The sequence below is a fragment of the Pseudomonas sp. TE3899 genome, from assembly GCF_056279105.1.
In genome coordinates this window covers 4,130,001-4,151,698 of record NZ_JBWBQR010000001.1, presented here as the reverse complement: position 1 = coordinate 4,151,698, position 21,698 = coordinate 4,130,001, and the positions used below count along the sequence as shown (strand labels likewise).

Here is a 21,698-nt window from a genome sequence, read left to right as displayed (position 1 = left end):
TTCGATGGGGCAGATGATTGGCTATTTCCCGGCAAGATAAAACCCGCTAAAAGAGCAGTCTCTTTCAATATTATTTTGATAATCGGGGCTGAAGATGCTGCGTTTCGACGACTTGCAGTTGTTTGTCCGGGCGGCGGACCTGGGTAGCCTGTCGGCGGCGGCACGGGTGATGGACATGTCGGCGGCGGTGGCCAGTGCGGCGCTCAAGCGTATCGAACAGCAACTCGGCGCCCGATTGCTGGCCCGTTCCACTCGCAGCTTGCGCCTGACTGCCGAAGGCGAAGGCTTTCTGGAATACGCCCGGGCGGCCCTGAGCAATCTGGACGAGGGCCGCCGGTTGTTGGCCAGCGGTCAGGATCAGGTCAGCGGTGTGTTGCAACTGTCGGCGCCTTCGGATTTCGGGCGCAACCTGCTGCTGCCGTGGCTGGATGAGTTCCAGCGCGAGCACCCGAAGTTGACCGTGCGTTTGTTGCTGGGCGATCGCATCGCCGACCTGTTTCGCCAACCGGTGGACATCGCCCTGCGCTACGGCGAACCGGAAGACTCGAGCCTGGTGGCGCTGCCCATCGCCCCGCAGAACCGTCGCGTGCTCTGTGCGTCGCCCGCTTACCTGGCCCGGCACGGCGAGCCCCGCCAGCTGGAGCAACTGGCGCAGCACAATTGCTTGCTGTTCATGCTCGGCAGCCGGGTGCACGACCGCTGGAGTTTCCATGATGGCAAGCGCGAAGTCGGGCTGACGGTCAGTGGCGACCGCTTCAGCGATGACGCCGACGTGGTGCGCCTGTGGGCGGTGGCGGGGGCCGGGATCGCCTACAAGTCCTGGCTCGATGTGGGGGCCGATGTGTTGGCCGGTCGCTTGAAAGTGCTGTTGCCGGAGTTGCTGTGTGAGCGCGCACCGCTGAATTTGCTGTGCGCCCATCGCGCGCAATTGAGTAAGCCGGTGAACCTTTTGCGGGAAATGCTTGCCAGCCGATGCGCACAGTTGAGTAGTCAATTTCCAGTGTTACCGGGGGCTGATCATTAGTCGCAGGTAAATAGCGAAATTTCTGTCAGGAACTATCACCACCCACGAACTCCCAAGGGCAGGATCCGACGGTCAACCCGCTTATACTAGCGCCGCCTCATACCTGCACCGTCGAACCGGCCCGGACGCGTTCACCTTGCAGTCGTCCTTGCCCGGGAGTCGGCCCGGGTGGTTCGACAGAACGCGTTGTGTGGGTGGCGTGCCTGACTCGGTCCAAGACAGTTTTGCGTCTTGGCCGACGACACATTACTGGTCAAGATGTCTCTGAGCAGTAGACGAAACGATTCAACAGGGAGTGAATACATGGAACATGCACCTTGCATCAGCCAGATCGCCACGTTGCTGGCTGACCCCAAGCGCAGCGCAATGATGTGGGCCTTGATGGATGGCTCGGCGCGGCATACCGAAGAGCTGGCCCTGGCAGCCGGGCTGTCGCCGTCTTCGGCCAGTGCACACCTGGGGCGTTTGTCCGCCGGAGGTCTGTTGAAAGTCGAAGAGCGCGGGCGAAAAAGGTTCTTCCGCCTGGCCGCGCCCGAAATCGGCGCCGCGGTAGAGGCCCTGGCCAGTGCGACCCTGGCCAGCAAGCCGCGGGATATTCCGGAGACGATCAAACGCGGCAACCCTCTGGGCAAGCGCCAGCCTGCACCGTCGTCGCTGTTGCAGGCGCGGCTGTGCGATGACCATCTGGGTGGCACGCTGGCGGCGGACCTGTATCAGCGTTTGCTGGATGCCGGCTGGATCGAGCAGTTCGATCAGCGCGTCGTCGTCACCTATAAAGGCTCTACACAACTGGCCAACCGAGGGGTGTTCATCCAGGCCCTGGCCCACCGCAACGGGCAAGTCGCCTGTGCCTGCCCTGACTGGAGTGAACGCCGTCCGCACCTGGGCGGCTCACTGGGCGCGGCGTTGTTGCAGTTGTTCATGCAGTCCGGCTGGCTGACCCTGCCCAATGATTCGCGGGCCTTGCAGATCACTGCGGCCGGGCAACGTGAAGTTCACCGTTTTGCCAAGGAGTCCGAGCTGGAAATGGCGTTGTAGACGCCTCGGGACCGACGTCTGAGGTGTCGGGCGTCGTTCAGGGTTGCGGGCAGGTCGCATCCAGCGATAACCCCCAGCCGCTATCGCGCACACTCGATCCGGGGACTTTCGGATGGGGGGACGTGGCATGGAAATACCAGGATTCAGCGCGGCAGAACGCTTGGAACGGCTGCCCATCAGCGGCTATCACCGCATTATTTTCATCATTATTGCCTTGGCGTTTTTCTTCGACTCCATGGACCTGGCGATGATGACGTTCCTGCTCGGCTCGATCAAAACCGAGTTCGGCCTGAGCAGCGCCCAGGCCGGGTTGCTGGCCAGTTCGAGCTTCTTTGGCATGGTGCTGGGGGCATCGCTGTCCGGCATGCTGGCCGACCGTTTCGGGCGCAAACCGGTGTTCCAGTGGAGCATCGTGTTGTGGGGCCTCGCCAGTTACCTGTGCTCCACCGCGCAGACGGTGGAAACCCTGACGCTGTTCCGCATCCTCCTGGGGATCGGCATGGGCATGGAGTTTCCCATCGCTCAGTCGATGCTCTCGGAGCTGATTCCGGCCAAGGGCCGTGGGCGCTATATCGCGTTGATGGACGGATTCTGGCCGCTGGGTTTCGTCGCCGCCGGGGTGCTGTCGTATTTCCTGTTGCCGGTGATTGGCTGGCGCGACATCTTCCTGGTGTTGGCGGTGCCGGCGGTGTTTGTCCTGGCGATTCGTTTCTTCATTCCCGAGTCACCGCGCTGGCTCGAACAGGCCGGCAAGCATGCGGCGGCGGACAAGGTCTTGTTGGGTATCGAAGATCGGGTCCGCAGGTCCTTGGGACGTTCTGATCTTCCCTCGCCGATCCGCTTGCCCCGAGTGGCAAGCACGCCGGGGACTTTCTTTTCCGCGTTGCAGCAGATCTGGTCGCCGCTGTACCGCCAGCGCACGATGATGATCTGGAGCGTCTGGTTCTTCGCTTTGCTCGGCTTCTACGGCTTGACCTCGTGGCTCAGCGCCTTGTTGCAACAGTCGGGTTTTGCCGTGACCCAGTCGGTGTATTACACGGTGCTGATTTCCCTCGGCGGGATTCCCGGTTTCCTCATGGCCGCCTGGCTGGTGGAACGCTGGGGACGTAAACCGGTGTGCATCGTGACGTTGCTGGGCGGTGGGGTAATGGCGTTTCTCTACGGCCAGAGCGCGGTGTTTGGCGGCAACGTCGCCCTGCTGATCACCTCGGGTCTGCTGATGCAATTCTTCCTGTTCGGCATGTGGGCCGTGCTCTACACCTACACCCCGGAGCTGTACCCGACCTCGGCGCGAGCCACGGGCTCGGGGTTTGCTTCGGCGATCGGGCGCGTCGGTTCGTTGCTCGGGCCGTTGGTGACCGGGCTGGTGTTCCCGATTACCGGGCAGGGCGGAGTGTTCGCCTTGGGGGCGATGTGCTTTGCGATTGCGGCGGCGGTGGTGTGGATGTTCGGGATGGAGACGCGGGGCAAGACGTTGGAGGAGTTGAGCGAGGCGGTTACTTGAAGATCGTTCCCACGCTCTGCGTGGGAATGCCTCAATGGACGCTCTGCGTCCGCTTTTGGGACGCTCTGCGTCCCGGGCTGCATTCCCACGCGGAGCGTGGGAACGATCATTGCGGCAAGCTTACGGTTTGACCAGTCGAGCATCCAGGCTGTTCTGGGCCAAGCGCTTGGCCTGGTCCTGGGTCATGCCCAGATCGGTGTACAGCGCATGGAAGTTCTCTGTGACATAACCGCCGAAGTACGCCGGGTCATCGGAGTTCACCGTCACTTTCACCCCGCGTTCAAGCATGTCGAGGATGTTGTGCTGGGACATGTGATCGAACACGCAAAGCTTGGTGTTCGACAACGGGCACACGGTCAGCGGGATCTGCTCGTCGATGATCCGCTGCATCAGACGCTCGTCTTCGATGGCGCGCACGCCATGGTCGATACGCTGGATTTTCAGCAGGTCGATGGCTTCCCAGATGTACTCCGGCGGGCCTTCTTCACCGGCATGGGCGACGGTCAGGAAGCCTTCGTGGCGAGCACGATCAAACACGCGCTGAAACTTGCTCGGCGGGTGACCCATCTCCGAACTGTCCAGACCGACAGCCACAAACGCATCGCGGAACGGCAGCGCCTGGTCGAGGGTTTTCTGTGCTTCGTCTTCGCTCAAGTGGCGCAGGAAGCTCAGGATCAAACCGCTGGTGATACCCAGTTGCTGCTCGCCATCTTTCAGCGCAGCCGCGATGCCGTTGAGCACCACTTCGAACGGCACACCACGGTCGGTATGGGTCTGCGGGTCGAAGAACGGTTCGGTGTGAATCACGTTCTGCGCCTTGCAACGCAACAGGTAGGCCCAGGTCAGGTCGTAGAAATCCTGGGAGGTGCGCAGCACATCGGCACCCTTGTAGTACAGGTCGAGAAACTCCTGCAGGTTGTTGAAGGCGTAGGCCTTGCGCAGGGTTTCGACGTCGTCCCAAGGCAGGGCGATCTTGTTGCGTTCGGCCAGGGCGAACAGCAGCTCAGGCTCCAGCGAGCCTTCCAGGTGCAAGTGCAGTTCTGCCTTGGGCAGGGCATTCAGCCAGTCGTACATGTTCGAATTCTCATCAGGTGCAATGACGGCATTCTACAGATGCTCGCTGCAACAATTGGTAAAACCTGACCAGACGGTTGATCAAACCGCTTCCTGTTCCCGGCGATAGGCGTAGGTATCGGCGAAGCGTGACAGCAGGAATTCAGCGCAGGTGGTGGCCGGATATTTCGCCGGATGCGATTCATCCTGGCAACCGGGCAGGCATTCGATGGGTGTGTCGGGATGCGGTTCGGCGAAGAACGGCATGGAGTAGCGGTCCACACCCAGCGGACTGATCACCCGGTGCGGTGTCGACAGGTAACGATCGTTGCTCCAGCGCGCCATCATGTCGCCGAGGTTTACCACGAACGTGCCTTCGATCGGCGGCGCGTCGATCCATTGACCTTTGACGTTGCGCACTTGCAGGCCACCGGCGGCGTCCTGGTAGAGCAGGGTGATGCAGCCGTAATCGGTGTGGGCGCCGGCGCCTTGTTGCTCTTCGGAACTGGCGGTGTGGCGCGGCGGGTAGTGAATCATCCGCAGCACGCTGACCGGCTCGTTAAAGCGTGTGTCGAAGAAGTCCCGTTCAATGCCGAGCGCCATCGTCATGGCGCGCAACAGGGTTTGGGCGAGGGCCTGCATGTCGAGGTAGTGCTGCTCCATCAGCGCTGGCCAACCGGGCATCGAGGGATGGCGATTGGGGCCGCGCAGCGGTTTTTCTGCCAGCACTTGCGGGTGATCGGCGGGCAGGTGCAGGCCCATGTCGAAGGTTTCTTTCAGGTCGCTGGGTTTGCTTGGGTCCAGTTGCTCGGTGGCGATGGCGCCGTAGCCGCGATGGTGTCGGGTCTGGGTGATGTCGATCTTGAGTTTTTCGACGGCGGGCAGGGCGAAGAAACGTTGGGCGTGGTCGAGCACGGCGTCGATGCGGGCGGCGCTGATCGGATGACCCTTGATGTAGAAGAAGCCCCAATTGCGGCAGGCGTGGTCGATTTGGGTGGCGACGGATTGCCAGGCATCCTGGTCGTCGGTGTAGAGCGGGGCGATGTCGATGATCGGGAGCTGATTCATGCTGAATTCTCGCTAATGATCGTTCCCACGCTCCGCGTGGGAATGCCTCATGGGACGCTCCGCGTTCCAAGGGGACGCGGAGCGTCCCGGGCTGCATTCCCACGCGGAGCGTGGGAACGATCTGCAGAAGGGAATTACTTCGGAATGTCGGCCTTCATGCCTTCCACGTAATAATTCATCGACGCCAATTCCGCATTGCTCGCCGTTGCCCCCGCCGCAATTTTCTCGACACCGGCCTGGTCCTTGATCGGCCCGGTAAACGGATGCAGCGCACCGCTCTTGATGTCGGCAATGATCTGCTCGGCCTGGGCTTTCACCGGCGCCGGCACCAGGTCGCTGATCGGCAGTTCAACCGTACCTTCCTTCAAACCACCCCAGTAATCCTGGGATTTCCAGGTGTGGTCGAGCACGCTCTGGGTCGCTTGAATGTAGTGCGGGCCCCAGTCGTTGACGATGGAGGTCAGCACCGCTTTCGGCCCGAAGTGCGCCATGTCCGAAGCGTAGCCCACGGCATACACGCCGCGACGTTCGGCGGCCTGGATCGGCGCCGGGCTGTCGGTGTGCTGGAACACCACGTCCACGCCCTGGTCGATCAGCGCGTTGGCGGCATCCGCCTCTTTACCCGGATCGAACCACGAGTTGACCCACACCACCTTGATCTCGGTGCCGGGGTTGTACTTGTTCAGGGCCAGTTGAATGGCGTTGATGTCGCGGATCACTTCCGGGATCGGGAACGAGGCGACGTAACCGATCTTCTTGGTCTTGGTCATCTTCGCCGCGAGGAAACCTCCTACATAGCGTCCCTCATAGGTGCGCGCCAGGTAGGTGCCGAGGTTTTTGTCCTGCTTGTAGCCGGTGGCGTGTTCGAAAGTGACCTTTGTGAATTGCTTGGCGACTTTCAGGGTCGGGTTCATGTAGCCGAAGGAGGTGGTGAAGATCAGGTCGTAGTTGTCCTTGGCCATGTTGCGGATCACCCGCTCGGCGTCGGCGCCTTCGGCGACGTTCTCCACGTAATTGGTGGTGATCTGCGAACCGAACTTCTCCGCCAGCGCCTTGCGTCCCTGTTCATGCTGATACGTCCAGCCGTGGTCACCGATCGGGCCGATATAGACGAAGCCGACTTTCAGCGGGTCGGCGGCACTGGCGCTCAGGCTGGCGCTCAGACCGATGGCCGCCGCGACGGTGCACAGCAACTTCTTCAACGGACGTTTATGCATGAACTCGAACTCCATTTTGTTTTGAGGTTGGCGAGGTCAATGCAAATTGCTGACCAACAGGACAACAAAAAAATCCGAAATCGTGTGGAGGCCTTCGCGGGCAAGCCTCGCTCCTACAAAAACGACGCGAACACCGCCCCTGCAGGAGCGAGGCTTGCCCGCGAAGAGGCCCTGACGGCTGCCGCAGAACTATCCCGGTGCACGCTTGCCCATCCACGCCATCCACTGGTGCGCTAAGGTGTAACGAAACGTTAGCGCCGCCCCGCAGTCAGTAGCTCATCACACCGATTCCGCTCCCCTGTGCAAAAGGCTCGCAATGCTCACACACCTCAAGCAAGAAAGTTTCCTGCTGCTGGCCGTCCTCGCCGCCATCATCGCCTACCCGTTGGAGCACTGGATGCTGCACAGCGGCCAGCCCGTCGCACTGGCCGCCGGCCTGGTGCTGATCGCCTTCATCGTCGTGGCCTCCATGCGTGTCGCGCATCACGCCGAACTGCTCGCGGAGAAAGTCGGCGACCCCTACGGCACGATGATCCTGACCCTGGCGGCGGTATTGGTGGAAGTGGTGATCCTGGCGATCATGATGAGCAACGAAGCCTCGCCGACCCTGGTGCGCGACACGATTTACTCGGCGGTGATGCTCGATATCAACGGCATCCTCGGCCTGGCGGCGTTGATGGGTGGGATCAAGCATGGCGAACAGTCCTACAACGACGATTCGGCACGCAGCTACAGCGTGATGATCCTCACCGCCATGGGCGTTTCCATGGTGGTGCCGGAGTTCATTCCCGAGGCCAATTGGAAGGTTTATTCGGCGTTCACCATTGGCGCGATGGTCGTGCTCTATACCTTGTTCCTGCGCATGCAGGTCGGGCCGCACAGCTACTTCTTCAGCTACAGCTACCCGGAAAAACGCCGCAAGAAAGACCCCGAAGAGGACACCGAATCGGTCAACGTGCCGCTCAGCATCGCGACCCTGGTGTTTGGCGTGGTGGTGATCGGCGCACTGGCCGAAGTGATGTCCAAAACCCTCGATCTAGGCCTTGAAGGCACGGGCGCACCGCCAGTGATCACGGCGATCCTGGTGGCAGCGATCTCCGCCGCCCCAGAGATCCTGACCGCGTTGCGCGCAGCCTTGGCTAACCGCATGCAATCGGTGGTCAACATCGCGATGGGGGCTTCGCTGTCGACGGTAATCCTGACCGTGCCGGTGATGGAAGCGATGGCGCTCTACACCGGCCAACCGTTTCAGATGGCGATGACCCCGGTGCAGACGGTGATGATCTTCCTGACATTGATCGTCAGTGCGATCAACCTCAATGACGGGGAGACCAATGCCATTGAGGGCATGACGCATTTTGTGTTGTTTGCGACGTTTATCATGTTGTCGTTACTGGGCCTTTAAGAGCTTCGCGGGCAAGCCTCGCTCCTACAGGTTTTGCGCCAATCTCATGACTGGCACAAAACCTGTAGGAGCGAGGCTTGCCCGCGAAGGCGTCCGATCAGACGCCGGCGATCAGTTGCCGAGCCGCCTGGCTATGATCCGCAATCAACCCCTTCAGATCCAACCCCTCAACCTGCCCATCAATCACCCGCCACTTGCCGCCGATCATCACCCGATCCGCGCGATCCGCGCCGCACAACAGCAGCGCCGACACCGGATCATGGCTGCCGGAGAAGCGCAGTTCATCGAGCTTGAACAGCGCCAGGTCCGCCTGCTTGCCCACCGCCAGCTCACCGATGTCGTTACGCCCGAGCAAACTCGCCGAGCCCTTGGTCGCCCAGCCCAGGACCAGTTCCGGGGTGATTTTCTCGGCGCCATAGCGCAGGCGCTGGATGTATAGCGCCTGACGGGTTTCGAGCATCATGTTCGACGCATCGTTGGACGCCGAACCGTCCACGCCCAGGCCCAACAACGCACCCGCAGCGGTCAGATCCAGGGTCGGGCAGATGCCGGACGCCAGGCGCATGTTCGAGCTCGGGCAATGGCAAATCCCGGTGCCGGCGGCGCCGAGGCGGGCGATTTCGTCGGGGTTGAAATGGATGCCGTGGGCCAGCCAGGTGCGTGGGCCGAGCCAGCCGACGCTGTCCAGGTAATCCACGGTGCGCAGGCCGAAGCGTTGCAGGCAGAAGTCTTCTTCGTCGAGGGTTTCCGCCAGGTGAGTGTGCAGGCGCACGTCGAGTTTGTTCGCCAGTTCGGCGCTGGCGGACATGATTTGCGGGGTTACCGAGAACGGCGAGCACGGCGCCAGGGCGATCTGGATTTGCGCACCGTCGCCACGTTCGTGGTAGGCGGCGATCAGGCGCTGACTGTCGGCGAGGATCACTTCACCTTGCTGCACGGTTTGCTGCGGCGGCAGGCCTCCGTCCTTTTCGCCGAGGCTCATGGAACCGCGGGTGAGCATAGCGCGCATGCCCAGTTCACGGACGCTTTCGACCTGTACGTCGATCGCATTTTCCAGGCCTTCGGGAAACAGGTAATGGTGATCGGCGGCGGTGGTGCAGCCGGACAACAGCAACTCGGCCAACGCGACTTTGCTGGCGAGGGCGAGTTTTTCCGGGGTGAGGCGGGCCCAGACCGGGTACAGGGTTTTCAGCCACGGGAACAACGGCTGATTCACCACCGGCGCCCAGGCGCGGGTCAGGGTTTGATAGAAATGGTGATGGGTGTTGATCAGGCCGGGCAGGATCACATGCTCGCGGGCATCGAAGACTTGTCCACAGGGCGCGGACGGTTGCTGGCCAGCGGCGAGCAGTTCAACGATCACACCGTCTTGCACCACCAGACCGCCACGGGCATCGAGGCCATTGGCAGTGAAGATTGCGAGGGGGTTTTTTAACCAGGTACGGGTCGCAGGCATGTTGGCCGGCTCCTCTGAAAGTGGGTTCAGGTTAGCCAGCTCAGTGATTACCCTGTCTGCTGATCCAGGGTCGCCGCGTGGGACGAGGTGCGGAGTTTCAAACAAAAGTGCGTTGTGAGCAAGCCCAGCCCGACCAGACGACACGACCTTGTAGGAGCGTGCGGTGCGACGATTCGACTTGCCCGCGAAGGCGGTGTGTCAGTCGACATCATTGTTGGATGACACACCGCCTTCGCGGGCAAGCCTCGCTCCTACAGGTTTTCGCGGGGGTTACCAGGGAATGGTTTCACCTTTGTAGTTCACGAAGTGATGACCGCCCTTGCCGGTGTACGCGTTCACCTGATCCACCAAACCACGGGTACTGGTTTCGACGTCAATATCAGCGCCTTCACCGCCCATATCCGTCTTCACCCAACCCGGATGCAGCGACAACACGGTGAGTTTCTGCTCGCCCAGCTGCGTCACAAAGCTATTGGTCATCGAGTTCAACGCTGCCTTGCTCGCCTTGTACAGCGCCAGTTCCGGCGCGTCGGGCATGGTCACGCTACCCAGCACCGAGCTCATGAACGCCAGCACGCCGCTGCCGTCGCGAATCTGCCCGGCGAAGCGCTGGGCCAGGTTGATCGGCGCCACGGCGTTGGTGAAAAACAGTTGCCCGACTTCGGCCAGTGTCGCGCCACCCGGAGTTTGAACATCTGGCCCTTTGACCCCGGCATTCACGAACAGCAAGTCAAACACTTCGCCCTTGAGTTGCTGGTTCAGCGCGATGACCGCTTGCTGATCATCCATGTCGAGTTTTTCAATCCGGACCTTGCCCAGCGCTTGCAGCGCCTCGGCGTTCTGCGGGTTGCGCACGGTGGCGGTGACTTGCCAGCCGTCGGCCAGCAGGGTTTTCACCAGGCCGAGGCCCAGGCCCCGGGAGGCGCCGATGATGAGTGCGGTTTTTGCCGTGGACATGAGTGGCTTCCTTGATAAATGAGAATCACGGATTTAGTGGACAACGTTGACCGAGCCGTTGCTGCAACTCGTTGCGCAGGGCGCCGAGTTCGTCCATTCGGGTTTCGATCAGCTTGAGCTTGTCTTGCAGCAATTGCGTGACGGCACTGTCCGGGTCGGGCGATTGCCACAACGCGGCGACACTGTTGCCGATCTCGCCGAGGGTAAAGCCCAGTCGCTGAGCGGTCTTGATGTACAGCACCAGTTGCACCATATCTGCCGGGTAGTCGCGATAACCGTTGGCGCTGCGTTGCGCCGCGATCAACCCGCGCTGCTCGTAGAAGCGCAACGTGTCGCGGCTGACGGCGCTGGCCTGGGCTAATTCACCGATGCGCATCATGACGTCTCAGAAAGGCTTGACCTTGGAGCATACTCCAGGCTTTAGCCTTGTTGCTCCCTGAATTTATGGAGCAACGCCGATGTGGACTTCAACACAATATCGCCGAGTGGTGCGCGGCAGCGCCTGGTACGACTTGATCGTGACGGCGGCGTTTGTCACGCCGTGGAGTTTTGCCTGGCTGCATGGTGCGCTGTCGGGGTTGAGTCAGGCGTTGAATCTGCCGGGTGAGCTGCCGGCGTTCGAGCCGATGCACATGTTAATGGCGAATCTGTTGGGGTCGATTGTGTGTGTTTGGGCGGTATTGCGGATTCGCGATCCGCAGCCGATTTACGGTCGGTATGACGCGGTGGGACGGTTTCTGTTTGCGGCGTGGCAGGCTTATGCCTTGGCCCAGGGTGCCAGTTCGTTATTGGTGATTTTCCTGTTCTTTGAATTGGCGTGGGGCGTGGTTCAGGTGTTGCCGGTGCGGACGCCTTCGCGGGCAAGCCTTGCTCCCGCGGGGGCTGCGTCGCTCTTGTAGGAGCGAGGCCTGCCCGCGAAGAGGCCGGACCTGCCAACCGCTAATGCCCTCCCTGCCACGGCTGCCCCAACGACACCGGCGCATACAGCCGCGTGCGCAGCGCATCCCGGGACAACAGCACCAACACCACAATGGTCGCGACATACGGCAGCATCGCCAACAAACTGGAAGGAATCGCCAGCCCCAACCCCTGCGCCACCAAATGCAGGATGCTGGCGAGCCCGAACAGGTACGCCCCAAGCAACAACCGCCACACCCGCCAACTGGCAAACACCACCAGCGCCAAGGCAATCCAGCCGCGCCCGGCGCTCATGTTTTCCGCCCACATCGGCGTATAGGCCAGGGACAAATAAGCCCCGGCCAACCCGGCCATCGCCCCGCCAAACAGCACCGCCAAGGTACGCACACCGAGCACCGGCAAGCCCATCGCGCTGGCCGCGTCCGGGTTTTCCCCGACCGCTTGAATGATCAAACCCACACGACTTTTCAGAATCACCCACGCCACCAGCGCAAATAGCGCGAACGACAGGTACACCAACAAATCCTGGGCAAACAGCATCCGCCCGATCAGCGGAATCTCACTCAAATACGGAATCGCCACCGGCTCAAAACCGGCCAGCGGTTTACCGACCCACGCCGCACCGACAAAGGTCGACAGGCCCACGCCGAAGATCGTCAACGCCAATCCGGTGGCCACTTGATTGGCGTTGAACACCAACGCCACCAAGGCAAACAGCGACGACAGCAGCATCCCGGCCAGCATCGCCAGCAACACGCCGAGCCACAGGTTGCCGCTGTTCAGGGCGACGATAAAACCGATCACCGCGCCAAACAGCATCATGCCTTCCTGGCCCAGATTGAGGACGCCGCTCTTCTCGCAGATCAGTTCGCCCAGCGCCACCAGCAGCAACGGTGTACCGCAACGGACCATGGCGTAGAAAATGTTGCTCAGCAGATCGATATCCATCACAGCGCTCCAGCGGTTACGGCGGTGGCGGGGGCGCGGCGGGCCCAGCGCAGGTTCAAACGTGGTCGGTAGAGAATCAGCACGTCACTGGCCAACAGGAAAAACAGCATCATCCCCTGGAACAATTGAGTAATCGCTTGCGGCAGGTTCATGCTCATCTGCGCGCTCTCGCCGCCGATGTACAGCAGCGCCATCAACAGGCTGGAAAACAGAATGCCGATGGGATTGAGGCGCCCGAGAAACGCCACGGTGATCGCCGCATAGCCGTAACCCGGCGAGACTTGCGGCACCAGTTGGCCGATCGGCCCGGTGACTTCGCAAACCCCGGCCAATCCCGCCAAACCACCACTGATCAACAGCGCCAGCCAGATTAGGCGTTTCTCGCGAAAGCCGACGAAACCGGCGGCGCGCTTATCCAGCCCAAGCACTTTGATCTGAAACCCGACAAAACTTTTCTGCAGCAACACCCACACCGCAACCAACGCCAGCAGGGCGAAATACACCCCGGCGTGAACCCGACCGTCCTCCATCAACAACGGCAAGCGGCTGGCATCGCCAAACATCGCAGACTCTGGAAAGTTGAACCCGGCCGGGTCTTTCAGCGGCCCGTGCACACAGAACAGCAACAGGTTGAGGGCGATGTAATTGAGCATGATGCTGGTGAGGATTTCGTTGGCGTTGAAGCGCGTGCGCAACCACGCCGTGAGCCCGGCCCACGCGGCGCCGGCCAACGTACCGACCAGCAGAATGAACACCAGCGCCCAGCGACTTTGCATGTCGATGATATTCACCGCCAGCGCACTGCCGGCCAGGGCGCCGAGCAGCAGTTGACCTTCGGCGCCGATGTTCCAGATCCGCGCCTGATACGCCACCGCCAGGCCTAACGCGCAAAGCAGAATCGGCAAGGCTTTGACCAGCAACTCGGAAACGCCATACAAATCGCTGATCGGCGCGATCAGCAAGGTGTGTAACGTCAGCAATGGGTCGTGGCCCAAGGCGATAAACAACAAAGAGCCGCAGCCGAGGGTCAGCACCGCCGCCAGCAACGGCGAGCACCACAACATCAGGCGCGATTGCTGGCCACGGGGTTCGAGAGAAAGCAGCATGTGAAACTCCGTTAAACCGTTGCGGGTGCAGGTGAGTGAGGGGCGTCGAACTGGCCGGCCATCCAGCCACCGACGTCGCTCAGCCGGGTGTCGACGGTGGCCTTGAGTGGCGACAATCGGCCGCTGCACAAGGCGCCGAGCCGATCGCAAATCTGGAACAGTTCATCGAGGTCTTCGGAAATCACCAGGATCGCCGCGCCGGCGTCGCGCAAGGCAATCAGCGCGCGGTGAATGGTTGCCGCCGCACCGACATCCACGCCCCAGGTCGGGTGCGCGGCCACCAGCAATTTCGGCTGCTGGAGGATTTCCCGGCCGAGGATGAATTTCTGCAGGTTACCGCCGGACAGGCTGCGGGCCGGGGTCTGGGTGTCGGGCGTCTTCACTGCGAAACGGCGGATGATCTCTTCGGCTAACGCCTCGACCTTGGCGCGCAGGATCAAGCCGTTGCTGACCAATCCTTGTTGGAATGCCGTGAGCAGGGCGTTGTCGGCCAGGCTCAGTTCCGGCACCGCGCCGTGGCCCAGGCGTTCGGCGGGGACGAAGGCGAGGCCGAGATTGCGTCGCGCATCGGGGCGCAGATGCGCGACGGCTTGCCCGGTGAAACTGATGGTTTTGCTTTTGTTGCGATCGAGGCGTTGTTCACCGCTAAGCAACGCCAGCAACTCATCCTGGCCGTTGCCCGCGACTCCGGCGATGCCGACGATTTCACCGCTGCGCACTTCCAGATCGATGTCTTTGAGCGAGCAACCGAACGGGTCCGGGTTGTGCCAGGACAATCCATTTACCTTCAAGAAAACTTCGCCGCCGATGACCTTCGGGAAGTCAGTGATCAACTCGGCCGCTTCACCGACCATCAACCGCGCCAATTGCTGATCCGAACACTCGGCCGGCACGCAATGCCCGGCCACTCGACCGCCGCGCAACACCGTGGCGCTGTGGCACAACGCGCGGACTTCACCGAGCTTGTGGCTGATAAACAAAATGCTGCAACCCTCGCCAGCCAATCGGCGCAGGGTGATGAACAATTCGTCGGCCTCTTGCGGCGTCAGCACCGAAGTCGGCTCATCGAGGATCAACAGACGAATGTCTTGCATCAGGCAGCGAATGATTTCTACGCGTTGCCGTTCTCCAATGGACAGGCTGTGGACCAGGCGCTCCGGTTCCAGCGCCATGCCGTAGCGTTGGGACACTTCGCGGATCTTTGGCTCAAGCTGTTTCGGCGTGCCGGCCGCCGCACCCATGGCCAGGGCTATGTTCTGCGCCACGCTCAGGGTTTCGAACAGCGAGAAATGCTGGAACACCATGCCGATCCCCAAGCCTCGGGCCTGGGCCGGATTGCGCATGGCCACGCGTTGCCCTTGCCAGATCACTTCCCCGGAATCAGCGTGGGTGACGCCGTAGATGATCTTCATCAGCGTACTTTTGCCCGCGCCGTTTTCACCGAGCAGGGCATGGATTTCACCGGGTGCGATGCTCAGGTCGATGGCATCGTTGGCCAGGCAGCCGGGGTAGCGTTTGCTGATGTTGCGCAGTTGCAGGCGTGGGGTTGGATCGGGGCTGGGCATGACTGGCTCGGTCGCTTGGAGTTATGCCTGTGGATAAAGCAATTTTCTGGCCATTGAGTCAGGAAATTTGAAAAGCCATGCCGATCAAGGGCTTCGCCAGTGTCCCAGGAACTGTTTCGCCGCTGAATCAAGCACCACTTGAGGGCAAAGCCGTTGATCCGGCTCCGGTTTTGCCCGCGCTTACTTGATCAAAAAACGAGCAGTCGACTGCAAGCTATGCCAGATAGGGGGCTGCGCCAGTCATGAACGGGTTATCCACAGGTTGCTCCACAGTATTTGTGCGCAAGCCCGACGCTCGGGCATAAGCACTGAGCGGCTATCTTCTAAAGGACATAAACCGCGCTAACTGTTTGTTTTTTGGTGGGTTTGGAAAATTTTGTGGCACTTTGGACGAAAAATGAACAAAGCCCTGAAAGCCGCATGACAGAAGGGTTACAGCGGAATGTGCTCAGGTTATCCACAGCCGGGTGCACAGCAGATGTGGGCAAGTGTGGAGTGCAGGGGGAATCACCAATGCCCCAAAAAAAAGCAACCTCCTGTAGGCGCTGCCGTAGACTGCGATCTTTTGATCTTGCTCTTATCGCTCCAACAAAATCCGCCCGCGACTCAAATCCGCCAACTGCAATTGCAACGTCTCGATTTGCGCCTCGCCAATCGCCAATTTCAAATCCACACCGTTAGCCGTAAAAGACTCTCCCACCACCAACCCACCCAATTCCGCCACCCGCAACTTCACCAACGCCAGCTCGCCAAACCCACAGGCACAACTCACCGGCACCCGGCTGATCAACTCAACCTTCGGCGCCCCTTGCAGGCATTTGTTCGCGCCGCCGCCGTAGGCTCGGGCCAAGCCGCCGGTACCAAGTTGAATGCCGCCGTACCAACGAATCACCAGCACCGCGACCTGATCGCAATCCTGCGCTTCAATCGCTGCCAGGATCGGCCGGCCTGCGGTGCCGCCGGGGTTCGCCATCGTCGTTGCTGCGGTATTGGTCGCCGAGCTTCCAGGCCCAGCAATTGTGCGAGGCGTTCAAGTCGCTGTGCTGCTCGATGAACGCCTGGGCTTCGGCCGGGCTACTGATCGGCCCGGCGAAGGTGATGAAGCGGCTTTTGCGAATCTCTTCGCGGTACTCGCAAAGACCGCTGAGGGTAAAAGGCATAGGCTTCTTAAATGGCAGGTGTGAGGCCGCAGCCCTTGAGGATGATGCGGATCAGGTTGTTGCCGGCGTCTTCCATGTCTTGCTTGGTCAGCTTGGTGCGGCCGCTGACCCGGCAGATCTGCGTGGCGAAATCGGCGTAATGCTGAGTGCTGCCCCACAACAGGAAGATCAGGTTCACCGGGTCCACCGGGTCCATTTTGCCGGCGTCGATCCACGCCTGGAACACCGCCGCCCGACCCTGGAACCAGGCGCGATAGTCCTGGTTGAAATATTCGGTCAAACACTCGCCACCGCTGATCACTTCCATGGCGAAGATTCGCGAGGCTTGCGGCTGGCGTCGGGAGAATTCCATCTTGGCGCGGATGTAGCGGGTCAGCGCTTCGGCCGGATCGTCCTCGGCCGTCAACGTGTTGAAGGTGCTGTCCCACAATTCGATGATGTTGCTCAGCACCGCCACGTACAACCCAAGCTTGTTGCTGAAGTAGTAATGCAGGTTCGCCTTGGGCAACCCGGCATTCAGGGCGATGGTGTTCATGCTGGTGCCTTTGAACCCGTGGCGGGCGAATTCATCTTCGGCGGCTTTGAGGATCGTCTCTTCGTTCTTCTGACGAATGCGGCTGGCAGGTTTGCCGCCGTGGGCGGGGACTTCAAAGGTCATAGGCACTTCCGAAATAGTCTGTGGGTGCAACCCCTGCGTTGATAGCGCACCCGCAGGTTTCAGACAAGTGCCGACACGATAAAACCTCCAACACCACAACCCCTGTAGGAGCGAAGCTTGCTCGCGAAAGCGGCCTGACATTCAGCATTGATGTTGGCTGATCTGACGCCTTCGCGAGCAAGCTTCGCTCCTACAGGGTTTCGTGGTGGTTTAGCGAGTGGCCGCCAGGCTTTCGAGGAAGCTTTCCAGCACCAAATGCGGGCGCCGGCCCTTGCGCGTGACCGAGGCGAGGCTCAGGTCATAAAAACGCACGGTCGGTTTGAGCGCGCGCAACCGACCCTGCTGGACCCAAAGGCTGGCGTAGTGGTCCGGCAGGTAACCGATGTAGCGCCCGGTCAGAATCAGGAACGCCATTCCTTCGCGATCGGATGCACTGGCGGTGCAATTGAGCGCCTGGTAATGGGCCTGGATCTCGGCGGGCAGGCGGAAGGTCGGGGCGATGGCGTCCTGGCTGTTGAGGCGCTCGTCGTCAAGTTGCTTGTCATCGACGTAAAACAGCGGGTGCCCCACCGCGCAGTACAGCAGCGAACGCTCGCTGTAGAGCGGTTGGTATTCCAGCCCCGACAACGCACTGGCCTGTGGCACCACGCCGACATGCAGGCGCCCGTCGAGCACGCCTTGTTCGACTTCATTAGGCGCAATCATGCGGATCTGAATCTGCACATCCGGCCCGCGTTCCTTCAACTGCGCCAAGGCATGGGTGATGCGCATGTGGGGCAGGGTGACCAGGTTGTCGGTCAGGCCGATGGTCAGTTCGCCGCGCAGGTGTTGGTGCAGGCCGTTGACCTCGGTACGGAAACTTTCCAGCGCACTTAATAGCTGCAACGCCGATTGATAGACCTCGCGGCCTTCTTCGGTCAGGGAGAAACCGGCGCGACCGCGTTGGCACAGACGCAGGCCGAGGCGTTGTTCCAGATCGCTCATTTGCTGGCTGATGGCCGAACGGCCAATGCCGAGCACCGATTCGGCTGCAGAGAAGCCGCCGCACTCCACCACGCTGCGGAAAATCCTCAATAAGCGGATATCAAAGTCGCTGACTTGGGCCAGAGGATCGGGGCGTCGAGTGCTCATAAGTTTAGTGCCGGCCTGACTGAACGTTAGAAGAGTTGGGTTTCACCGACTCTAGCCCCGTGGCAATTTAGCTGCAAGAACGCTTTTGATCTCTACGCCGCTTATTGCCCTGCGAGGTTTTAATCATGAACTTGCCCGAAAACGCCCCGTCTTCCCTGGCCAGCCAGCTCAAACTTGATGCGCACTGGATGCCCTACACCGCCAACCGAAATTTCCAGCGCGATCCGCGACTGATCGTCGCCGCCGAAGGCAGTTGGCTGACAGACGACAAGGGCCGCAAGGTCTACGATTCGCTCTCGGGTCTGTGGACCTGTGGCGCCGGGCACACCCGCAAGGAAATCCAGGAAGCCGTCGCCAAGCAATTGGGTACCCTCGATTACTCGCCGGGCTTCCAGTACGGCCATCCGTTGTCGTTCCAGTTGGCGGAAAAAATCACCGACCTGACCCCGGGCAATCTGAATCATGTGTTCTTCACTGACTCGGGGTCCGAGTGTGCGGACACCGCGGTGAAAATGGTCCGCGCTTACTGGCGTCTGAAAGGCCAGGCGACCAAGACCAAAATGATCGGCCGTGCCCGTGGTTATCACGGCGTGAACATCGCCGGCACCAGCCTGGGTGGCGTGAACGGCAACCGTAAAATGTTCGGTCAGGCGATGATGGACGTCGATCACCTGCCGCACACTTTGCTGGCGAGCAATGCTTATTCCCGTGGCATGCCGAAAGAGGGCGGTATCGCCCTGGCGGATGAGCTGCTGAAGTTGATCGAACTGCACGATGCGTCGAACATCGCGGCGGTGTTCGTTGAACCCATGGCCGGTTCCGCTGGTGTGCTGGTTCCACCTGAGGGCTACCTCAAGCGTCTGCGCGACATCTGCGACCAGCACAACATCCTGCTGGTGTTTGACGAAGTGATCACCGGTTTCGGCCGTACCGGTTCGATGTTCGGCGCCGACAGCTTCGGCGTGACTCCGGACCTGATGTGCATTGCCAAACAAGTCACCAACGGCGCGATCCCGATGGGCGCGGTGATTGCCAGCTCCGAGATCTACCAGACCTTCATGAACCAGGCCACGCCTGAGTACGCGGTGGAATTCCCGCACGGCTATACCTACTCGGCCCACCCGGTGGCGTGCGCCGCCGGCCTGGCGGCACTGGACCTGCTGCAAAAGGAAAACCTGGTGCAGAGCGTGGCCGAAGTCGCACCGCACTTTGAAAATGCTTTGCATGGTTTGAAGGGTTCGAAGAACGTTATCGATATTCGTAACTACGGCTTGGCTGGTGCGATCCAGATTGCCCCGCGTGACGGCGACGCGATCGTGCGTCCGTTCGAGGCGGGCATGGCGCTGTGGAAAGCCGGGTTCTACGTGCGCTTCGGCGGTGACACCCTGCAGTTCGGCCCAACCTTCAACAGCAAGCCGCAAGACCTCGATCGCCTGTTCGACGCGGTCGGCGAAGTGCTGAACAAGATCGACTGATTTCTCCCTCTATATAAGAAGGGCGCCCGTTGACGGGCGCCTGCGAACAATTTTCTGGAGTACCGCATGAGCCTCATCCCGCATTTGATCAATGGCGAACTGGTGACCGAAGACGGTCGCACGGCTGACGTGTTCAACCCGTCGACTGGCAAAGCCATTCATAAGCTGCCATTGGCCAGCCGCGAAACCATTCAAAAAGCCATCGACGCCGCCAAGGCTGCGTTCCCGGCTTGGCGCAATACACCGCCGGCCAAACGTGCCCAAGTGATGTTCCGCTTCAAGCAACTGCTGGAACAGAACGAGGCACGCATCGCGCAGTTGATCAGCGAAGAACATGGCAAGACCCTGGAAGATGCTGCCGGTGAACTGAAGCGCGGGATCGAGAATGTCGAGTTCGCTTGCGCGGCGCCGGAGATCCTTAAAGGCGAGTACAGCCGTAACGTCGGCCCGAACATCGATGCGTGGTCGGACTTCCAACCGTTGGGCGTGGTGGCCGGTATTACCCCGTTCAACTTCCCGGCGATGGTGCCGTTGTGGATGTATCCACTGGCGATCGTCTGCGGCAACTGCTTCATCCTCAAACCGTCCGAGCGTGATCCAAGCTCGACGCTGCTGATTGCCCAGCTGTTGATCGAGGCTGGTTTGCCTAAAGGCGTGCTGAGCGTGGTACATGGCGACAAGGCGGCGGTGGATGCGCTGATCGAAGCACCGGAAGTCAAGGCGCTGAGCTTTGTCGGCTCGACGCCGATTGCCGAATACATTTACGCCGAAGGTACCAAGCGCGGCAAACGCGTCCAGGCACTGGGCGGTGCGAAGAACCACGCGGTGCTGATGCCGGATGCGGATCTGGATAATGCCGTTAGTGCCTTGATGGGCGCAGCTTATGGTTCCTGCGGTGAGCGTTGCATGGCGATCTCGGTGGCCGTGTGCGTCGGTGACCAGGTGGCGGATGCGTTGGTGGCCAAGCTGGTGCCGCAGATCAAGGCGCTGAAAATTGGTGCGGGCACTTCCTGCGGTCTGGACATGGGGCCGCTGGTTTCCGGTCAGGCTCGGGACAAGGTCAGTGGCTATATAGAAGACGGCGTTTCTGCCGGTGCTTCCCTGGTGGTGGATGGCCGTGGTCTGAGTGTGGCCGGGCATGAGGAAGGGTTCTTCCTGGGTGGTTGCCTGTTCGATAACGTCACGCCTGAGATGCGCATCTATAAAGAAGAGATCTTTGGGCCAGTGCTGTGCGTCGTCCGGGTGAACAGTCTGGAAGAGGCGATGCAACTGATCAACGATCACGAGTATGGCAACGGTACCTGCATCTTTACCCGTGACGGTGAAGCGGCGCGGTTGTTCTGTGATGAGATTGAAGTCGGCATGGTTGGCGTTAACGTGCCATTGCCGGTGCCGGTGGCGTATCACAGCTTTGGTGGCTGGAAGCGCTCGCTGTTCGGCGACTTGCATGCCTATGGTCCGGATGGTGTGCGTTTCTACACCCGTCGCAAGGCGATCACCCAGCGCTGGCCGCAACGGGCGAGCCATGAAGCTTCGCAATTCGCGTTCCCTAGTTTGTAAGTAAAAGGGGAGAAGGCCGGTCCCTTGGGACCGGCTTTTGCGTTTTTAGAGGCTTTTCTGACCTATATGACAGAAATGTGAAATTAGGTGTTGACGGCAGATTCTGGAAGTCTATAATTCGCCCCACTTCCGGCGCAGTCGAAACGGAAAGCTCCTTGGTAAACAAAGAGTTACGCAGTTTTCGACAGCGAGTTGCTTCAGGTTATCGAAGCCCAGAAGGAGTTGATAAGGCAGTGTGTTATCGCCTTGTTAACGGTTCGATCTTCTCGGTCGAAAGCGGAACAAAAGAGGTGTTGACAGCAGCGAGTAACGCTGTAGAATTCGCCTCCCGCTAACGAGAGATCGGAAGCGCAAGTGGTTGAAGTTGCAAAGGAAACTTTGAAAACTTCTGAAAATAACCGCTTGACAGTAACTGGCGCTGCTGTAGAATGCGCGCCTCGGTTGAGACGAAAGAT

18 protein-coding genes and 1 pseudogene are annotated in these 21,698 nt (G+C 60.5%); 7 read left to right on the top strand and 12 right to left on the bottom strand.

Going from position 1 to position 21,698, the window contains the following annotated elements:
• Positions 1-94 precede the first annotated feature (94 nt).
• The 3 genes from ACZ89E_RS19015 to ACZ89E_RS19005 all read left to right on the top strand — a co-directional run bounded on the left by ACZ89E_RS19015 (position 95) and on the right by ACZ89E_RS19005 (position 3,566).
• A complete protein-coding gene (locus tag ACZ89E_RS19015; protein WP_149660720.1) occupies positions 95-1,024 on the top strand; it encodes a LysR family transcriptional regulator in 930 nt (309 codons plus the stop codon).
• 303 nt (positions 1,025-1,327) lie between these two features.
• Positions 1,328-2,062, top strand: coding sequence for an ArsR/SmtB family transcription factor (locus ACZ89E_RS19010; RefSeq protein WP_149660721.1), 735 nt, complete (start codon positions 1,328-1,330; stop codon positions 2,060-2,062).
• A gap of 127 nt (positions 2,063-2,189) precedes the next feature.
• On the top strand, positions 2,190-3,566 hold the full coding sequence (locus ACZ89E_RS19005) for an MFS transporter (RefSeq protein ID WP_463259320.1): 1,377 nt from the start codon (positions 2,190-2,192) through the stop codon (positions 3,564-3,566).
• 120 nt (positions 3,567-3,686) lie between these two features.
• Here ACZ89E_RS19005 and ACZ89E_RS19000 read toward each other — a convergent pair whose 3' ends face one another.
• From ACZ89E_RS19000 to ACZ89E_RS18990, 3 genes are all read right to left on the bottom strand, one after another.
• Complete coding sequence (locus tag ACZ89E_RS19000; RefSeq protein ID WP_054043972.1) at positions 3,687-4,640, bottom strand: adenosine deaminase; 954 nt, start codon at positions 4,638-4,640, stop codon at positions 3,687-3,689.
• Positions 4,641-4,721: 81 nt separating this feature from the next.
• Positions 4,722-5,687, bottom strand: coding sequence for a 2-oxoglutarate and iron-dependent oxygenase domain-containing protein (locus ACZ89E_RS18995; RefSeq protein WP_476256232.1), 966 nt, complete (start codon positions 5,685-5,687; stop codon positions 4,722-4,724).
• A 134-nt stretch (positions 5,688-5,821) separates the two neighbouring features.
• Positions 5,822-6,904 carry a BMP family ABC transporter substrate-binding protein gene (locus tag ACZ89E_RS18990; protein ID WP_476256231.1) on the bottom strand — a complete coding sequence of 361 codons (1,083 nt, stop codon included), beginning with the start codon at positions 6,902-6,904 and terminating at the stop codon, positions 5,822-5,824.
• 316 nt (positions 6,905-7,220) lie between these two features.
• Between ACZ89E_RS18990 and ACZ89E_RS18985 the strand changes: the two genes are divergently transcribed.
• On the top strand, positions 7,221-8,309 hold the full coding sequence (locus ACZ89E_RS18985) for a calcium:cation antiporter (protein WP_476256230.1): 1,089 nt from the start codon (positions 7,221-7,223) through the stop codon (positions 8,307-8,309).
• 97 nt (positions 8,310-8,406) lie between these two features.
• Here ACZ89E_RS18985 and ACZ89E_RS18980 read toward each other — a convergent pair whose 3' ends face one another.
• The 3 genes from ACZ89E_RS18980 to ACZ89E_RS18970 form a co-directional block, all read right to left on the bottom strand.
• Positions 8,407-9,765, bottom strand: a complete 1,359-nt coding sequence (locus tag ACZ89E_RS18980; RefSeq protein ID WP_476256229.1) for an 8-oxoguanine deaminase — start codon at positions 9,763-9,765, stop codon at positions 8,407-8,409.
• A 270-nt stretch (positions 9,766-10,035) separates the two neighbouring features.
• Positions 10,036-10,722, bottom strand: a complete 687-nt coding sequence (locus ACZ89E_RS18975) for an SDR family oxidoreductase (protein ID WP_463259326.1) — start codon at positions 10,720-10,722, stop codon at positions 10,036-10,038.
• Between the two features lie 25 nt (positions 10,723-10,747).
• Positions 10,748-11,098 carry a MerR family transcriptional regulator gene (locus ACZ89E_RS18970; RefSeq protein WP_123402752.1) on the bottom strand — a complete coding sequence of 117 codons (351 nt, stop codon included), beginning with the start codon at positions 11,096-11,098 and terminating at the stop codon, positions 10,748-10,750.
• An 82-nt stretch (positions 11,099-11,180) separates the two neighbouring features.
• Here ACZ89E_RS18970 and ACZ89E_RS18965 point away from each other — a divergent pair, with 82 nt between their 5' ends.
• Entirely contained in the window at positions 11,181-11,621 is a 441-nt protein-coding gene (locus ACZ89E_RS18965) for a hypothetical protein (RefSeq protein WP_476256228.1), read from the top strand.
• 40 nt (positions 11,622-11,661) lie between these two features.
• On the opposite strand, the gene ACZ89E_RS18960 is transcribed toward ACZ89E_RS18965, so the two are convergent.
• The 6 genes and pseudogenes from ACZ89E_RS18960 to ACZ89E_RS18935 form a co-directional block, all read right to left on the bottom strand.
• A complete protein-coding gene (locus ACZ89E_RS18960) occupies positions 11,662-12,588 on the bottom strand; it encodes an ABC transporter permease (RefSeq protein ID WP_463259328.1) in 927 nt (308 codons plus the stop codon).
• Positions 12,588-13,694: an ABC transporter permease gene (locus ACZ89E_RS18955; protein WP_123514978.1), complete on the bottom strand. Its 1,107-nt coding sequence runs from the start codon at positions 13,692-13,694 to the stop codon at positions 12,588-12,590. Before ACZ89E_RS18955 ends, ACZ89E_RS18960 begins: the two co-directional genes overlap by 1 nt.
• 11 nt (positions 13,695-13,705) lie before the next feature.
• Positions 13,706-15,259, bottom strand: a complete 1,554-nt coding sequence (locus tag ACZ89E_RS18950; RefSeq protein ID WP_476256227.1) for an ABC transporter ATP-binding protein — start codon at positions 15,257-15,259, stop codon at positions 13,706-13,708.
• A 577-nt stretch (positions 15,260-15,836) separates the two neighbouring features.
• Positions 15,837-16,419: pseudogene (locus ACZ89E_RS18945) on the bottom strand (IMPACT family protein).
• A 7-nt stretch (positions 16,420-16,426) separates the two neighbouring features.
• Positions 16,427-17,077, bottom strand: coding sequence for a TetR/AcrR family transcriptional regulator (locus tag ACZ89E_RS18940; protein ID WP_149660733.1), 651 nt, complete (start codon positions 17,075-17,077; stop codon positions 16,427-16,429).
• A 210-nt stretch (positions 17,078-17,287) separates the two neighbouring features.
• On the bottom strand, positions 17,288-18,208 hold the full coding sequence (locus ACZ89E_RS18935; RefSeq protein ID WP_133839289.1) for a LysR family transcriptional regulator: 921 nt from the start codon (positions 18,206-18,208) through the stop codon (positions 17,288-17,290).
• 125 nt (positions 18,209-18,333) lie between these two features.
• Between ACZ89E_RS18935 and aptA the strand changes: the two genes are divergently transcribed.
• Both aptA and ACZ89E_RS18925 read left to right on the top strand, forming a co-directional pair.
• Complete coding sequence (gene aptA, locus ACZ89E_RS18930; RefSeq protein WP_133839288.1) at positions 18,334-19,683, top strand: omega-aminotransferase AptA; 1,350 nt, start codon at positions 18,334-18,336, stop codon at positions 19,681-19,683.
• A 66-nt stretch (positions 19,684-19,749) separates the two neighbouring features.
• On the top strand, positions 19,750-21,243 hold the full coding sequence (locus ACZ89E_RS18925) for a CoA-acylating methylmalonate-semialdehyde dehydrogenase (RefSeq protein WP_149660735.1): 1,494 nt from the start codon (positions 19,750-19,752) through the stop codon (positions 21,241-21,243).
• Positions 21,244-21,698 lie beyond the last annotated feature (455 nt).

What these genes read in the sequence shown, in the direction of transcription:
- ACZ89E_RS19015 (WP_149660720.1), top strand. Translation starts at nt 95, where the DNA reads ATGCTGCGTTTCGACGACTTGCAGTTGTTTGTCCGGGCGGCGGACCTG.
- ACZ89E_RS19010 (WP_149660721.1), top strand. Translation starts at nt 1,328, where the DNA reads ATGGAACATGCACCTTGCATCAGCCAGATCGCCACGTTGCTGGCTGAC.
- ACZ89E_RS19005 (WP_463259320.1), top strand. Translation starts at nt 2,190, where the DNA reads ATGGAAATACCAGGATTCAGCGCGGCAGAACGCTTGGAACGGCTGCCC.
- ACZ89E_RS19000 (WP_054043972.1), bottom strand. Translation starts at nt 4,640, where the DNA reads ATGTACGACTGGCTGAATGCCCTGCCCAAGGCAGAACTGCACTTGCAC.
- ACZ89E_RS18995 (WP_476256232.1), bottom strand. Translation starts at nt 5,687, where the DNA reads ATGAATCAGCTCCCGATCATCGACATCGCCCCGCTCTACACCGACGAC.
- ACZ89E_RS18990 (WP_476256231.1), bottom strand. Translation starts at nt 6,904, where the DNA reads ATGCATAAACGTCCGTTGAAGAAGTTGCTGTGCACCGTCGCGGCGGCC.
- ACZ89E_RS18985 (WP_476256230.1), top strand. Translation starts at nt 7,221, where the DNA reads ATGCTCACACACCTCAAGCAAGAAAGTTTCCTGCTGCTGGCCGTCCTC.
- ACZ89E_RS18980 (WP_476256229.1), bottom strand. Translation starts at nt 9,765, where the DNA reads ATGCCTGCGACCCGTACCTGGTTAAAAAACCCCCTCGCAATCTTCACT.
- ACZ89E_RS18975 (WP_463259326.1), bottom strand. Translation starts at nt 10,722, where the DNA reads ATGTCCACGGCAAAAACCGCACTCATCATCGGCGCCTCCCGGGGCCTG.
- ACZ89E_RS18970 (WP_123402752.1), bottom strand. Translation starts at nt 11,098, where the DNA reads ATGCGCATCGGTGAATTAGCCCAGGCCAGCGCCGTCAGCCGCGACACG.
- ACZ89E_RS18965 (WP_476256228.1), top strand. Translation starts at nt 11,181, where the DNA reads ATGTGGACTTCAACACAATATCGCCGAGTGGTGCGCGGCAGCGCCTGG.
- ACZ89E_RS18960 (WP_463259328.1), bottom strand. Translation starts at nt 12,588, where the DNA reads ATGGATATCGATCTGCTGAGCAACATTTTCTACGCCATGGTCCGTTGC.
- ACZ89E_RS18955 (WP_123514978.1), bottom strand. Translation starts at nt 13,694, where the DNA reads ATGCTGCTTTCTCTCGAACCCCGTGGCCAGCAATCGCGCCTGATGTTG.
- ACZ89E_RS18950 (WP_476256227.1), bottom strand. Translation starts at nt 15,259, where the DNA reads ATGCCCAGCCCCGATCCAACCCCACGCCTGCAACTGCGCAACATCAGC.
- ACZ89E_RS18940 (WP_149660733.1), bottom strand. Translation starts at nt 17,077, where the DNA reads ATGACCTTTGAAGTCCCCGCCCACGGCGGCAAACCTGCCAGCCGCATT.
- ACZ89E_RS18935 (WP_133839289.1), bottom strand. Translation starts at nt 18,208, where the DNA reads ATGAGCACTCGACGCCCCGATCCTCTGGCCCAAGTCAGCGACTTTGAT.
- aptA (WP_133839288.1), top strand. Translation starts at nt 18,334, where the DNA reads ATGAACTTGCCCGAAAACGCCCCGTCTTCCCTGGCCAGCCAGCTCAAA.
- ACZ89E_RS18925 (WP_149660735.1), top strand. Translation starts at nt 19,750, where the DNA reads ATGAGCCTCATCCCGCATTTGATCAATGGCGAACTGGTGACCGAAGAC.